Annotated in this window: 14 protein-coding genes; 13 read left to right on the top strand and 1 reads right to left on the bottom strand. The window is 61.8% G+C overall.

All coding sequences use genetic code 11. The features are described 5' to 3' along the window. Together WA070_RS00490 and WA070_RS00485 are read left to right on the top strand one after the other, a co-directional pair. The coding region (locus WA070_RS00490; protein ID WP_422632264.1) for a cytochrome d ubiquinol oxidase subunit II at window positions 1-146 on the top strand (146 nt) is incomplete at its 5' end. After that, window positions 146-259, top strand: coding sequence for a DUF2474 domain-containing protein (locus WA070_RS00485; RefSeq protein WP_082919883.1), 114 nt, complete (start codon window positions 146-148; stop codon window positions 257-259). The genes WA070_RS00490 and WA070_RS00485, both read left to right, overlap by 1 nt. 25 nt (window positions 260-284) lie before the next feature. On the opposite strand, the gene WA070_RS00480 is transcribed toward WA070_RS00485, so the two are convergent. After that, on the bottom strand, window positions 285-2,036 hold the full coding sequence (locus tag WA070_RS00480) for a chloride channel protein (protein WP_422632263.1): 1,752 nt from the start codon (window positions 2,034-2,036) through the stop codon (window positions 285-287). 127 nt (window positions 2,037-2,163) lie between these two features. Between WA070_RS00480 and lgt the strand changes: the two genes are divergently transcribed. The 11 genes from lgt to WA070_RS00425 all read left to right on the top strand — a co-directional run bounded on the left by lgt (window position 2,164) and on the right by WA070_RS00425 (window position 15,093). Then, window positions 2,164-3,000 carry a prolipoprotein diacylglyceryl transferase gene (gene lgt / locus WA070_RS00475; protein ID WP_422632262.1) on the top strand — a complete coding sequence of 279 codons (837 nt, stop codon included), beginning with the start codon at window positions 2,164-2,166 and terminating at the stop codon, window positions 2,998-3,000. 259 nt (window positions 3,001-3,259) lie between these two features. After that, entirely contained in the window at window positions 3,260-4,159 is a 900-nt protein-coding gene (locus WA070_RS00470; RefSeq protein ID WP_422632261.1) for an MBL fold metallo-hydrolase, read from the top strand. Beyond that, entirely contained in the window at window positions 4,156-4,920 is a 765-nt protein-coding gene (locus WA070_RS00465) for a substrate-binding domain-containing protein (RefSeq protein WP_422632260.1), read from the top strand. The genes WA070_RS00470 and WA070_RS00465 overlap by 4 nt, the downstream gene beginning before the upstream one ends. Continuing rightward, window positions 4,893-5,477: a DsrE family protein gene (locus WA070_RS00460; protein WP_422632259.1), complete on the top strand. Its 585-nt coding sequence runs from the start codon at window positions 4,893-4,895 to the stop codon at window positions 5,475-5,477. The genes WA070_RS00465 and WA070_RS00460 overlap by 28 nt, the downstream gene beginning before the upstream one ends. A 63-nt stretch (window positions 5,478-5,540) precedes the next feature. Next, on the top strand, window positions 5,541-7,103 hold the full coding sequence (locus WA070_RS00455; protein WP_422632258.1) for a bifunctional metallophosphatase/5'-nucleotidase: 1,563 nt from the start codon (window positions 5,541-5,543) through the stop codon (window positions 7,101-7,103). Then, window positions 7,100-8,467, top strand: a complete 1,368-nt coding sequence (locus WA070_RS00450; RefSeq protein ID WP_422632257.1) for an alginate export family protein — start codon at window positions 7,100-7,102, stop codon at window positions 8,465-8,467. The genes WA070_RS00455 and WA070_RS00450 overlap by 4 nt, the downstream gene beginning before the upstream one ends. Before the next feature lie 9 nt (window positions 8,468-8,476). Further along, window positions 8,477-10,063, top strand: a complete 1,587-nt coding sequence (locus tag WA070_RS00445) for a cbb3-type cytochrome c oxidase subunit I (protein WP_422632256.1) — start codon at window positions 8,477-8,479, stop codon at window positions 10,061-10,063. Beyond that, a complete protein-coding gene (locus tag WA070_RS00440) occupies window positions 10,060-10,680 on the top strand; it encodes a cbb3-type cytochrome c oxidase subunit II (protein WP_422632255.1) in 621 nt (206 codons plus the stop codon). Before WA070_RS00445 ends, WA070_RS00440 begins: the two co-directional genes overlap by 4 nt. Further along, window positions 10,677-11,909 carry a c-type cytochrome gene (locus WA070_RS00435; RefSeq protein WP_422632254.1) on the top strand — a complete coding sequence of 411 codons (1,233 nt, stop codon included), beginning with the start codon at window positions 10,677-10,679 and terminating at the stop codon, window positions 11,907-11,909. Before WA070_RS00440 ends, WA070_RS00435 begins: the two co-directional genes overlap by 4 nt. Further along, window positions 11,896-12,918, top strand: a complete 1,023-nt coding sequence (locus tag WA070_RS00430) for a c-type cytochrome (protein WP_422632253.1) — start codon at window positions 11,896-11,898, stop codon at window positions 12,916-12,918. Before WA070_RS00435 ends, WA070_RS00430 begins: the two co-directional genes overlap by 14 nt. Window positions 12,919-12,942: 24 nt before the next feature. Further along, complete coding sequence (locus WA070_RS00425; RefSeq protein ID WP_422632252.1) at window positions 12,943-15,093, top strand: heavy metal translocating P-type ATPase; 2,151 nt, start codon at window positions 12,943-12,945, stop codon at window positions 15,091-15,093. Window positions 15,094-15,243 lie beyond the last annotated feature (150 nt).

Here is a 15,243-nt window from a genome sequence, read left to right as displayed (position 1 = left end):
TCACCATATGGGATGCCGCCGCGCCCGAGCGGAGCCAGATATTCATGTTGGTGGGGACCGCGATCATCATGCCGGTCATCCTTGCCTATACTGGATGGGCCTATTGGGTCTTTCGTGGCAAAGTTGGTACGCACGGCTATCACTGATGAAGTATACGCCCTTTTGGAAGCGGCTGGGATGGATGGCGCTGATCTGGACCGGCAGCGTTGTTGCGCTCGGTGCGGTATCGATGATTCTCCGCTTCTGGCTGAAGACCTGATCGCCAGCGCGACATCGACAGGCAGTCAGTTTTCGCCATAAAGGTCGCGCTGCGAACGATCGATCTCGTCAGCATAGCGTTTGCGAACGTATTTTTCGGTCAGCATACCCAAAATCCGTCGATCTTCATCGACAACGGCGAGATCGTCGGCTCCACTCACGTCGAATGCTTCCATGATTGAGGCGATCGACATCTCAGGTGACAGCACGACATTCTGGAGGATAGCCAACTCGGAGATGGCCCGCTCCGCCGAGCCCAAATCTGCAAAGACGGCCGCGGTCGGCACCAGGCCCGCGTAGAGGCCTGATCGGTCCTGCAGGAGTACTCGGCTGGTCGAACCCAACGGGAACTGCTGCCTGAAATCGGACATCGAAAGTGTCGGCAGTGCGGTCGCCGGGGCAGCGCGCATCATCTTGCGTGCCGTCAACGAACGCATCCAGCCAATATCGCGGGCGCTTCGGATCACTTCTCCGCGCAGGTGCAGACGCCAGGTCGAGAAGGAATAGCCGAAGCGTTCACGGACGAGGGCGCTCGAGCACAGCGTTGCCGTAAGCACCACCGCCGTGATGCCAAAATCATGTGTTGCCTCGAGTACCAGCAAGGACATGGTCATCGGCCCTCCGACCACCGCCACAGCCAGCGCGGCCATCCCGACCAGCGCCGCATCCACCGGCGATAACGGGACAACGCCAGGGATCAGCATCCATAGCCGGGTAAGAATCTGACCGAGCAAGGCCCCCAGGAAAAGTGACGCAAAAAACAGGCCGCCGCGAAAGCCGAATCCTAAAGACACCACGGAGGCCAGACATTTGAGCAAGAAAATTAGGGCAAGCGCGCCGATCGCCAGTTCTCCACCGATGGTGAGATGCAGCGCTCCATGCCCAGCCGAAAGCGCGTGGGGAGATGCCAGCGCGATCGGAATAAGCAACGTGCCGCCCACTATCGGCTTTGCCCATTCCGGAAGCTTGGTACGCCGGACAGAGGCTTCTGCAAAAGATACCAAGCGCATCAGTGCGATGCCCACTACCGCGCAAACGAGGCCCAGGACGGCATAAAGCAGATAGTCCACTGTCGCGAGGCTCTGGCTGCTGGTCGCGGCAATGAGGTAGGGCGTTGCGCCGAGCGTGCGCGCGGTTACGACCGCTGCCAAGGTAGCTGCCACCACGGGTGCGATGCTCGCCGGCGTGTAAGCGCCGATGACGATTTCAAAAGCGTAGAAGGCGCCAGTCAGAGGTGCGCCGAACGCCGCACCGATCGCGGCCCCGGCTCCTGCACCCACCAGAACACGCAGGTCGTTGCGCCGCAGGTTCAACCATTGGCCGATGAGTGATGCGATGCCGCCTCCAGCTTGCGCATAAGCCGCCTCCAACCCCACCGATGCACCGCAACCGTTGGAAACCAATGTCTGACCGGATACGAGCATCGTGTCGCGAAAAGGTATGCGCCCGCCATGGAGAGCATTCGCCTCGACGACGTCGATCGCGGTGCGCTTGTTCTTGCGGACAAGGAGGACGATCCCTGCGAGCATCATGCCTCCCAACGGCAGCGCCAGGAGTCGCATTGGCGCGATGTGCACTAGTCCGCTCAAGCGATCATCGAGATGGAGGCCGTAGAGCGTGGATTGGAAAAAATGCGCAGTTGCGCCGAGCATAGCTGCAAGCAGGCCCGCACCTATGCCAATGCCGACCGCCAGGAGAATGAAGCTGGCTTCACTGGACCGGAAAATACGTCGCGCGGCCGAAACGATTCCTGTGGGACGCAAAAGACGCTCACTCATCCAGGATATCGCCGAGTGCCGTTCTGCTGGACAGATGACGATGGGAACATGAGCATGCTGCGGATACCGTTTGAGCGTGAGTCAGGAAGATGCGAAGGAGCATTTTTCCCTTAGAATGGACTATCCTATGAGTCTCGCGGGTCATGCCCAAACCGCGATCTATTTTTCGTCGCTGCATCTCAATCCTGTGCTGGTTCAAATCGGGCCGTTCGCGCTGCGCTGGTACAGCCTCGCCTATCTTGCGGGTATTTTACTGGGCTGGCTCTATTTGATCCGGCTGCTCACCGAAGACGGCGCACCGTTGACGCGTGAACAAGCTGACGGCTTGGTGACATGGGTGACGGCGGGCATCATCATCGGCGGGCGTCTTGCCTATGTTCTCTTCTACGACTTGAGCACCTACGTCGCGCAGCCCTGGAAAATCTTCCAGCTCTGGGCGGGCGGCATGTCCTTCCATGGAGGTGCGTTCGGCGTGGCGATCGCAATCATCATATTTGCGCGCAGCCATAGCCTGCGGTGGCTTAGGATCATCGACTATGTCGTGATGTGCGCCCCGATCGGGCTGCTGCTTGGCCGCCTTGCGAATTTTGTAAATGGCGAGCTTTGGGGGCGGCCAACGACTTTACCCTGGGGCATCGTCTTTCCCGGCGGCGGTCCCTATCCCCGCCATTCGAGCCAACTCTACGAAGCGGCGCTCGAAGGGCCGTGTCTGTTCCTGTTGCTCTGGTCCCTGTTCCGTTTCACCAATGCGCGTCAGCGTCCCGGCATGCTGAGCGGCGCGTTTATTCTGGGCTATGGTGTGTTCCGGTTTCTCGTCGAATATGTTCGCGAGCCTGACCAGCAACTCATTGCCTTCACGAGCTCAACCGGGCTGCATATGGGGCAATGGCTCTGTATCCCGATGATCGCTGGCGGAATGGCCCTGATGCTTTGGGCCATCCGGCGACAGCCATTGCCATGCTAGACGAGCGCAAGCCGAGCATGCCCCCTGCGGCACCCAATGGAGCGTTTACGGCGCAGTAACCCGTGCGGCCCTGTACACGGCGATCAAGCAATCACCCGGTTGCTCAAGGCGAACGGACGGGATTCATCTTTTCGCCAATGCAGACGGAAGCACGGTTGAACTCCCGCGAGTGCTCACTTCCGATCTCCGGTGGGGCACGCATCAGCGGTTGCAACCTAACACGCTTACAATCATTGTGTAATTCGAAAGGAGAAACGCGTTGAGACGCTTCGAGTTGAACGAGATTTCAGTCGCGGCGCTGTGGGACGAGCCGACCGGCAGCTGGCAGTATATCGTGATCGATCGCTCGACCAATCATGCGGCTATTATCGACCCGGTGCTCGACTTCGATCCGATGTCCGGCGCGACCGCCACACGCAATGCGGATGCTTTGCTGGCCTTTGTTAAGGAGCAGCAGGTGACCGTCGACTGGATCCTAGATACGCATCCGCATGCCGATCATTTTTCGTCGGCGCCCTATCTGGCGGATGCCCTGGGTATCCCGCGCGCGATTGGCGCTAATGTGGTCGAGGTCCAGAAACTTTGGCGCGACATCTACTGCCTTCAGGACTTCCCCACTGATGGGTCGCAATGGGATCGGCTATTCGGGGACGGCGACAGTTTCATGATCGGTGAAACCGAGATGCGCGTTTTGTTTTCGCCAGGTCACACGCTGGCGTCGATCACCTATGCAACTGATGGCGCAGCGTTTGTCCACGATACGCTGATGATGCCCGATATGGGCACGTCGCGTGCGGACTTTCCGGGCGGTAGCTCGCTCTCATTGTATCGAAGTATTGAACGCTTACTGGCTTTGCCGGACGACACGGTGCTGTTCGTCGGGCACGACTATGAAAAGGATGATCGCGACGTCCAGTGCTGTGCAACCGTCGCTGAACACAAAGCGAAGAACGTGCATGTCGGTGGCGATCGCAGCGAGGTCGATTTCGTCAAGCTGCGCGACACGCGCGATGCAACACTGCCGCTTCCCAAGCTGATGCTTGCTGCGCTGCAGGTCAACATCCGCGGCGGCAGACTTCCCGATCCCGAACCGTGCGGCCGTGCGTTCCTGAAGATACCTCTAAACCATTTCAAGCCACCCGAGAACGAGGCCAAATGATACGTTCGCTCCTATACGTGGCAGTCGTCCTGCTGCTCGGCGCCGCGCCGGCGTCGGCGCAATTACGGGTCTTTGGTCCCGGCGGGCCGGCGCCGGCGATGCGTGACGCCGCTGACCAGTTCGAGCAGCAGAGTGGGACCAAGGTGGAGATCGTCAGCGGACCGACGCCGCAGTGGATCGATCGTGCGCGACGCGAGGCCGATCTGATCTACAGCGGGTCCGACACGATGATGACCGAGTTCGTGCGTGCGCTGCCCGATCTGTTGCATCAGTCGGATGTGACCCCGCTTTATGATCGCCCGGCGACAATTCTGGTACGCAAGGATAATCCGCTTCGCGTCCGCGGTTTTCGCGATCTGACGCGCCCCGATGTCGATGTCATGGTCGTGGAGGGTGCGGGACAGAACGGACTTTGGGAAGACCTTGCCAGCCGCGCGGGAGGCATCGATTTCATCCGCAAGCTGCGGCCGCGTATCAAGCTTTTTGCCGCGAACAGCGCCGCTGCCCGTGAGGCTTGGACCACGCGCCCTGAGATCGACGCCTGGGTCATCTGGAATATTTGGCAAGTGGCGAACCCGGCGATCGCCGACCAGGTCGCCATCGAGCGCAACATCGTCCTCTATCGGTCGATGGCGGTCGCCGTGACGCGCACGAACCGCTCGTCTGCGGATGCACGCGCGTTCGCGACATATCTGACCAGCCCGGAGGCGGCACGGATCTTTCGGCGCTACGGTTGGCGCGTGCCCGCAACCTCCAAGTGATGAAAGTCCCTGCTGCCATGTTGAAACGACTCCTCCTTCTCTCAGCCATGAGCTTGCTGGTGCCTGGCGCCGCTATGGCCCAGGACGCACGCTTTCCAGCCATTTCGGGTCATGGACCCATCGTGCCGGCACCGGATGCCGACAATCAACCGGATCCATCGATCCGATACCGTGTCGTCTTCAATATCACCAAGGCGCCGACCGATCCCGCTCAGCCCAATCCGAGCATTGTGAAAGTGGCGCGCTTCCTCAATCTGCTTGCGACGCGCGGTATCCGCCCAGCGGCGGGCGATATCGTTGCCATCGTCCACGGTCCCGCCACACCGCTGGTGATGAATGACGCAGCCTATCAAGCCAAGTTCAAGGTCGCGAAACCGAACCTGCCTCTGATTGCGGCGCTTAAAGGCGCAGGCGCCCAGGTCCATGTCTGCAGTCAGGCGCTTCATGGCCAGAACATTGCGGCCGATTCAACTGCGAAAGACGTACAGGTCGATCTGGCCGCGCTGACCACGCTGGCGACGTTGCAACTTCAAGGCTTCGCACTGATACCGGACTGAAGCCTTAAGGCTGGCTTAAGGCCGCAATGGTCGATCAGCCAATCAATCTGAGGAGAGGATAAGATGCGTCATATCATAGCTGCGCTGACGGTATTTCTGGCGACGCCGGCGGTGGCGCAGGATCGCACCATTACCATCCTCCATACGAACGACATCCATGGGCGGCATGTGCCGTTTCATGTCGCCCCCGGTGATGCGACTGCACAAACGGGTGATCCCGGTCGCGCGCCCGCGCAGTTCGACCGCGCGGCGATTATAGGTGGGTTTCAATATTTGGCGGGCAAGGTTAACGAAATTCGACGGCGCGATGGCGCCAACAATGTTCTGCTGGTCGATGCAGGCGACACCTTCAGCGACGACCTTGTCGGCAACGAAACGCGCGGTGCAGCCATCATCCGGCTCATGAACGCGCTCGGCTACCAGTACATGGCGTTGGGAAATCATGATTTCGATTATGGCCTCGCGCGGACGCGCGAACTGGCCAAGCTCGCCAATTTCCCAATGCGGGGCGCAAACACGCTGGATGCGGGAAAGCCCATTTTCGGCCGGCCCTGGCACATTTTCAACGTGAACGGCGTTCGCGTTGCGATGCTTGCGCTCAGCTACCACAATACCGATGAGACTGGCAGCAAGGCCAATGTCCGTAGACTTGAATTCACCAGCGGAATCGAGGCGACCAGGCAATATCTCCCAGAGATGCGCGAGGCCGCTGATGTCGTGGTATTGCTGTCGCACCAGGGTACTGCGGTCGATCGTAGGCTCGCGCGCGAGTTGCCAGGCGTAGATCTGATCGTTGGCGGCCACTCGCATGATCGCATCGCGCCGCCTGAGAAGATCAACAATACCTGGATCGTGCAAGCGTTGTCGGATGGTGCGGCATTGGGAGAATTGCGCATTACGATCGGCGGCGATCGCAAGCTCAAGGGCGTATCCGGGACGGTCCATGATCTGTGGAACGACCGGATCGCGCCTGACCCGACTATGACGCAGTTGGTGACCCAAATCGATGCGCCCTACAGAAAGCGGTTGGACGAGGTCCTTGCGAACAGCGCCGACAGGATCGGACGGCAGTATAAGTCCGAAAGCCCGTTTGACGTGCTCGTCGGCGACCTGATGCGCGAACATACCGGGGCTGATATCGCCTTCATGCCGGGCGTGGGGTACGGCGTCTCGATCGAGCCGGGACCGGTGACGCGCGAAAGGCTTTACACGCTCGTTCCCCACCCGACGAAGCTGGTCACCCTGGAGATGACTGGTGCGCAGGTGAAGCGGTTGCTCGAGCAAAGCGCCACCAACCTCAATCCGGGTAATGATCTCGACCGCGTCGGTGGGCTAGTCCAAAGTTCAGGGATCGGTTGGACGCTCGATCTCAACGCGCCGGTGGGCAAGCGCGTCAGCGGGGTCGCTGTGGCGGGGACCGCGATCGATCCGGCGCACTGGTACAAGGTTGCTACCAATGCCGGAATGACGGGCGGACTCCACCGCTACGCTTTCGACGATGGCCGCAACCTTGAGACACACGATGTCTCCATCACGCAGTTGGTCGAGGATGGTCTGGTCAGACGCCGCGCAATCGTCAGTCCGGCGATGGGCAATATCCGCCTGATCCCGTTGCTCGGGAAATGAAGTCGGCGCTATTACTTCTTGGGTTGACCCTCGCCGCGCCAGCTACAGCGCAGGTCACCGAGGACGGCGAATTGCACGAGGCGATCGGGTCGCCCGACAATCTGCATCTTTTAGGCAGCTTTCGCCCTAGGGTCGAGGTGATCGACGGTCAGTTCCGCCCCGAAGCGGCGACATCCGATCAATTGGTGTCACTGCGCACCACGCTGTTCGCCGAATATGATACGGGGCCGATCCGCATCGGCGCCGAGTTTCATGATGCGCGAGGCTATTTCCAGGACCAAGACACATCCGCCGATACAGGCGTGGTCAACGCGCTCGAATTTTCGCAATATTATGTTGGCTTTGACCTCGATGATGCACTGGGCAACGGCAGCGATGCACATGTGACCACGGGCCGGATGACGATGGCGCTTGGATCCTCGCGATTGGTGTCGCGCCAGGGCTTTCGCAATTCGATGAACGCCTACACCGGCGCGCGCCTCGAACGCACCGCGCCAGGCGGTCGGCGGTTTGTCGCATTTTGGTCGATGCCCAATATCCGCCTGCCGTCGGATACGGCGGCAATCCGCGACAATGCGCATCAGTGGGATCGCGAGACGACCGACTTGCAGCTGTTCGGAGTGTTCAACGCGCAGCCGATTGGCGAAGCGCTTTTGCTCGAGACCTATGCCTATGGCCTGACTGAGCGTGACGCCGAGGGCTTCGAGACGACCAATCGCCGACTGTTCACGCCCGGGCTGCGGATCAAGCGAGCGCCCAAGAATGGCGGAATCGACTTCGAGTTTGAGGGGATGGGGCAGTTCGGTTCTGCCCGCGCCAGCCGTTCGGCAAGCGATACCGTTGATCGAGATGTGCGGTCCTACGGGTTTCATGGCGAAGTCGGCTATCGATGGGCAAACGGTTGGAAGCCGCGGGTCGTGGGCTTCTTCGATTACTACACCGGGGATCGCGGTAGCGATGCGCTCAATCGCTTCGACTTCCTGTACGGAGGTCGCCGGTTTGAATTCGGCCCGACGGCATTGTTCGGCCCGGTGTCGCGGTCGAACCTGGTATCGCCCGGTGTTCGCGTCGAGGCCAAGCCGAGCGAGCGGCTCAATCTGATGAGTAATTTCCGGCTATTGCGGCTCGACAGCGCCACGGACAGCTTCGGGCTGACCGGCGTGCGCGATCCTGCAGGCCGCTCGGGCCACGATGCCGGCCAGCAACTCGAAGTGCAGCTGCGTTATCAGCTGATCCCCAAAGTGGCGCTGCTGGATATAGGCTATGCGCGCCTGTTCAAGGGGCACTTTCTCCGCACCGCACCCAATGCGCCAGCGACGGGCGATACAAATTATGGCTATGCCGATATCACTTTCACCTTCTGAGCGCACACCATGTCGCTGACGATCGGCCTGTTGCTGGGCCTGAGCTTCGTTGCGTCACTCTTGGCGCTCGCGTTCATGATCTGGGCGATCAACAACAACCAGCTGCGGATCGAGCAGCGCCACGCGTACACGATCTTTACCGAGGGCGAGGCGGGCCAGGCCGACGATCCGACTACCGAGGGTCCCGACGTCCATCACTTCGATGTCGAGCGCGCCGGGCTTGATCATGTTTCGAAGGCTCCGGTTCTGCTGCTCGTGTCCAGCGGCATCGCATGGCTGGTTGTCGGGTCGCTGTTCGGGCTCATCGCCTCGCTCAAGCTGCACTGGCCGGACTGGCTAGATGGTTCGGCGATGCTTACCTTCGGGCGGGTTCGGACACTGCACCTCAACCTCGTCATCTATGGATGGGCGTCGATGACGGGGATTGCGGTCGCGTTGTGGGTCACCCCCAGGATATTCCACACACCATTGCGGTTCCCGAGGTTGCCGATCGTTGGCGCGGTCCTGTGGAATCTCGGCGTGCTGGCCGGCGCCATCGCCATCGCGCGGGGCTGGACCGACGGCGAGGAATGGCTGGAGATCCCTTGGCAGATCGATATCCTGCTGGCGGTCGCCGGCAGCTTTTTCGTGCTGCCGTTGATCGTCACGGCGGTCCGTCGGCAGGTCCATCATATCTACGTGACCGGTTGGTATTACCTCGGCGCGCTTTGCTGGTTCCCGATACTCTTCGCCATCGCAAATATCCCATACATCCATTCGGGTGTTCAGGAAGCCACCGTAAATTGGTGGTTCGCCCACAATGTCTTAGGGCTTTGGCTAACCCCGCTCGGCGTCGGCGCGGCCTATTATTTCATCCCCAAGATCATCGGCAAGCCGATCTATTCCTACAGCCTGTCACTCTTGGGATTCTGGGCGCTTGCCCTGTTCTACAGTCAAGTCGGAATCCACCACCTGATCGGCGGCCCCGTTCCGACCTGGGTGGTCACCTTATCGATCGTCCATTCGGTGATGATGTTCGTTCCTGTTATCGCTGTCGCGATAAATCAGCACGTTCTGGTCGCGCGCAACCTTTGGGCACTCAAGGAATCCGTCCCGCTGCGCTTTGTGTCATTGGGCGCTCTGTTCTACACCCTGGCATCGTTTCAGGGTTCGATCGAGGCGCTCCGATCGATCAACAGCGTGACCCACTTCACGCACTATACCGTCGGGCATGCCCATCTTGGCGTGTATGGCTTTCTATCGCTCATCCTGTTCGGCGCAGTCTATTACATCCTGCCCCGGACGACGGGACGACAATGGCCTTGGCCGGCGGCGATTGCCGCCCATTTCTGGCTAGTCGTGATCGGGTTCCTGATTTACTTCGTCGCACTGACGGTCGGCGGCATCTTTCAAGGTCTCGCTATGCTCGATGCGACCCGTCCTTTCGCCGATAGCGTGCGCGTCACGATGCCCTATCTTGCGGCGCGTTCCGTGGGTGGTGGCCTGATGGTCGCAGGGCATTTGCTTTTTGCGGCGCATTTCGCCGTAGCGCTTCTGCGCCGGGATGCGGCGCAGCCCGATCGTGTCGTTTCCTCGCGTCCCGCGGTGACGACATGAACCGCCTTGTTCCGCTCGGCATCCTGGCGCTGGCGATCCTGGCGTTTGCTACGCTGATGCTGGTGATCGCACCGGCAGTCCAGATTCGCGGCATGACCGCGACTCCAGGCCTCAAGCCATATACCGAGCAGCAGATGCGCGGGCGTGCCCAATATGTCTCGCAAGGGTGTGTCTACTGCCACAGCCAGCAGCCGCGCTCGGTCGACCAGGCGCCCGACGCCGAACGCGGCTGGGGTCGCGCGTCCGTTGCCTCGGACTATGTCAATGATCGCCCTCATCAGCTGGGGACGATGCGCACCGGTCCGGATCTGTTCAATGTCGGCGCGCGGCTACCCAGCCGGGATTGGCACCTGACGCACCTCTATCAGCCAAGGGCGATCTTCGACTGGAGCATCATGCCGGGCTATCCATATCTGTTCGAGCTCAAAGCGCGCGCAGCACCCGGCGATGTGGTGATCTCGCTGCCTTCCCAGTACCGGCCGGACACGGGGGTCGTGGTTGCCAGACCCGAAGCGCTCGATCTCGTCGCTTATCTTCAAGGACTCGACCATAGCTATCCCGTGCCGCCCACGGCGGTGCGCGACGATGGCTATTCCGAGCCGGGCGAACCGCGATGACCGGCCATGCCAATCCCCAGCGGCCTGAAGAGACTTTCGAGCCTTATGAGAATTTTCGGCCCATCCCCCTGCCGGTACTGATGATCGCGGTGGCGCTTGCCATCTGGGGTGGTGTTTTGCTGTTCGACAATAGCGAGGCGGTATCTGTCGGCCAGGTCGAACGCGCCGACCAGCTTGCAGACATGCCCGCCCGCGGCGACACCAGCGGCGCGGCTCTTTTCGCAGCCCGGTGCGGCACCTGCCATCAGTCTAACGGGTCTGGCGTGCGCGATGCGGTGCCACCGCTTTCAGCGTCCCCATTTCTCACGGCAACTCCGGATGTTGCGACTAACATTCTGTTGCATGGCATCGACGGACCAATCCGGGTCGGCGATACCGTCTATGACGGACATATGCCCAATTTCTCGAGTGTTCTTTCGGATGCCGAGATTGCGCGGCTGGTCACACATGTTCGGGCAACGTTCGTTGGCAAGCGAGACCCCGTGTCGGAACACCGAGTCGCATCGATCCGTGAGGCTGGCCGCGGTCGAGGGCCCTGGCAAGGCGGTCACGAGATCGCCGTGCGGCTCTCGTCCGAGGTAGGAGTTCAACCAATGTACATCGCGGCACCCGCAGCTGGACCAGCGAACGCCGAGATCATGCGGCTCGTTTCGCAAGGGCGTTCGGGCGTGTGGGCCTGCGCATCCTGTCACGGCGCGCAGGGGCAGGGCGCCGAGACGGTGCCACGCCTTGCCGGGCTGCCGGAGGCTTATATCGCGAAGCAGCTTTCCGATTACGTCAGCGGTGCACGCCGCAATGAGACGATGGCGATGGTGGCAGGGGCGCTTACGGCATCCGAGCGCAACGCCTTGGGGCTTTATTATTCGCAACTGCGCGCGCCATCTACCGCCCATCCCGGACTTGGGGGAGATATCGATCGCGGTGAGCAGCTTGTTCTCGAAGGGGACTGGAACCGCAACATACCGGCCTGCACCTCGTGTCACGGGCCATCCAGCTTCGGCGTGCCACCAGAATTCCCGGCCCTGGCGGCTCAACACCCCGCCTACACCGCTGGTCAGCTGACCGCGTGGATTTCAGGCGAACGCGACAATGCACGTCAGAAGCTGATGAACGGGATCGCAAAAGCGCTGACCGACGGCGATCGCCGGGCGGTGGCGGATTATCTCGCGACACTACCCCCGATTCCGGCAGCACCCCGCGCCAAGGAGAAGACCGATGTCCGACAATGAACGTCAGGCAGTCGAGGGGTCCGAGACCCCGCGCCAGGCTGGCATGGGGCGCGGCATCCAGACCGCCGTCTATGCTGTCGGCGGCGGTGCCGCCTTGTTCGTTCTTGCCTCGCTCGCATTCGATCTGGGAATTATCCGCGACCGGGGCGATCCTTCCGCTCGCTCTGAAACCGTCGCCAAGCCATCGTCATTTCAGCCGCCCTCGGAGAGCAAGATTCCGGACGGGCCGGCAGGCGACGCGATCCGGCGGGGTCAGGCGATCTTCATGAACACGGGCGCGAATGCCGGTCAGTTCGTCGGCAACCAGCTCGCCTGCGCCAATTGTCATCTCGATGGCGGGCGGAAAGCCAATTCTGCGCCAATGTGGGCGGCATGGGTCATCTACCCGATGTACCGGTCGAAAAACAAACAGATCAACACGATGGAGGACCGGGTAAAGGGGTGTTTCACCTATTCAATGAATGCCCAGGGCTCGCCGTCTGGCGGCCCGCCACCCGGCGGACATGACGTTTACAAGGATTTGCAGACCTATATGCACTGGCTGGCGACCGGCGCGCCAACCGGCGAGAAGATGGAAGGCGGCGGCTATCCCGAACTTGAAAAGACCGCGATGGGCTATGATCCTGAACGCGGCCGCCAAGTCTATGCCGCCAAATGCGCGACGTGCCACGGAAGCGATGGGCAGGGCCAACGGGATCTGAACGGCCGCGTCGTCTTCCCGCCCTTGTGGGGGCCTGAGAGCTACAATTGGGGCGCGGGCATGGGCCGGGTGAACACCGCCGCCGGGTTCATCAAGGCAAATATGCCGCTGGGTCAGGGTAACAGCCTTACCGACCAGCAGGCCTGGGATGCGGCCGCGTTTATCGACAGCCGCGAGCGACCCAAAGACCCCCGGCAAAAGGGAAGTGTTGCCAAAAACGCGAAGGCCAATCATGGCGGCGACAGCTACTATGGGAAAATCATTGAGGGACGCCTCATCGGGGTTGGTGTCCAAACCGGCAAACCTTGATGTTTCGGTCGTGATCGTGGTCCAATGACCATAGCCGAGCCCCGGCGCCAGCTTTACGGCGTGGACGGCCTGTGGTGCGGAGGTTGCGCGAGCGGACTTGAGCGACGCATTGCCGCGCTCCCCGGCGTGCGATATGTCGCCGTCCATTTCCTCACCCGCTCAGCCTTTGTCGAATGGGACACCGCGCAGTTGCACGAAGCGCAGATTGCGGACTGCGTGAAGTCCGGTGGCTACGGTCTGGCGCCGCCGCGCAACGTGGTGGCGATGCGATCCGCTTTGGATGCGACGCGGCGGACGCTCGCGATGCGGCTGGCGGTCGCGATGTTTTTCGGCATGTGGTCGATGTTGCCTGCTCTGATCCTGTATTTCGATCCGCCGCGCGATGGCTCGACACGCTGGTGGCTGGCGCTGGCGTCAGGTCTCTTGGCGGTCCCGGTTTTGGGCTATGCCGCCTCCGATCTGATGGCGATGGCCGTCCGCTCGCTCCGATTGCGTTCGCCCTCGTTCGACTTGATGATCGGGGTCGGCATCATGGCAGCGATACTGGCTTCGATCCAGGCATTGGCAAGCGGCCGAGCCAATGTGTATTTCGATGCTGCGGTGATGCTCGTCACCGTGCTGCTGGTCGCCCGCCTGATCGATCTTCGCCTGCGAAGTCGAGCGATCGACGCAATCGATGCGATCGAACGCGCCGCCCCGGAGACGGCGCGTCTGGCCGATGACGGCTCCAAGGTCGCGATCGATGCGGTGATGCCAGGCACCCGGATCATCGTCGAGGCCGGCGCCGAAGTGCCGATCGACGGTTTCGTGGAAGCGGGAGAGAGCAGTATCGACCGTGCCATTCTGACGGGCGAGGCGATGCCTCTGAGCATCGGTCCGGGCATGCGCGTGCCCGCCGGGGCGCTTAACCTGAAACGCGCAATCGTGCTGCGCACCGATCGCCGGGCAGGGGATCGCGACATTGATCGGATTGGCGGCCGAGTGGCGATCGAGTTGGCGGCGCGACGCGGTCCTGCGGACCCTGTAGAGCGCCTGGCGGGATGGCTGAGCGCGATCATCCCGCTGCTGGGGATGCTGGTTGCGCTAGGTTGGGTCGTTACGGGCGAGGCGCCAGCGCTGGCCATTCAGCACGGCCTTGCGACAATGATCGTGCTGTGCCCCTGTGCGCTCGTAATCGCTCGCCCGCTAGCTGGCTTCGCCGCGGTTGCCGCGGCCGCGACGTTGGGCATCCGCGTCGTCGATCCAGGCGCGCTCGAGACATTGGCGCGCGTCCGTACCATTTATTTCGACAAGACCGGGACTCTCACTCGCGGCAAGCCCTTCGTCGAGTCGGTGCTTCCCCAGCCGGACTGGACGGCCAGCGATGTCCTGAACGCTGCGGCGGAGGCTGAGGCGGGGATCGATCATCCCATTGCCTACGCAATCTCGGCCAGGGCCGGAAAAGCGCGCGGTGTTGGCGAGCGGCACCCCCGCGGTGCCTCGGGATCCTGGTGCGGTCAGGCCGTCGAAGTAGGTACCGCGCCTGACGATGACAGCAGCGCAACCGCGCTCGCAGTCCGGATCGGGGGCGTGCATGTCGGTACGTTGCGCCTGAGCGATCAGCCGCGTGACGGGATCGAAACGACTCTGTCCGCGCTGACAGGTGCAGGCGTAAGGGCGGGCATTGCCAGTGGCGACCATCGCGGAGCCGTGGATGCGATCGGAAGGATCGTCGATATTGCGCCTGAGGATCGACACGCAGCGCTGTCGCCGCAAGACAAGGCCGATCTGATCCATCGGAGCCGCCGCCCCGTCGCCTTTGTCGGCGACGGCGTGAACGACGCGCCGGCCTTTGCTGCCGCCGATGTCGGTTTGGCGGTCGCCAGCGCCCATCCCGCGGCGGTTCGGACGGCGCAGATCGTGCTCGACGACAGGATCGACAGTTTGCTGGTCGCGCGGATGCTAGGCGGACGGCTGATCGCGGTGCTGCGACGGCTTATGTTCGTGACGATTGCATATAACGTCTTCGCGGCGGCGGCCGGTGCGGCCGGCTTTATCAATCCCGTAACGGCCGCAGCGTTAATGGCGGCAAGCTCGCTGGTCACAGCCGGGTTGGCCTTGCAGCCGTTTCAGGTATTGGGGCAGCGGCGACCTGCGGAGGCCGGACGCCACCTCCCAGCGCCTGCATCAGCGTGACCGCCTCCCGAACCCGCATTTCGCGGCGATTGCGCCGTTGCCGGTGGCGACTATCGGTACCGGGCGGGCGCAGGCCATTCGTGCCGAAATGGCTGCACGGCCTGCGCGCTTGCGGGCCCTGCTCAAAGCGGTGTCCGGCTTGAACCTCGC

This window comes from Sphingobium sp., assembly GCF_049304695.1.
GTDB lineage: Bacteria > Pseudomonadota > Alphaproteobacteria > Sphingomonadales > Sphingomonadaceae > Sphingobium.
This window is presented reverse-complemented; position numbering and strand designations above follow the sequence as displayed.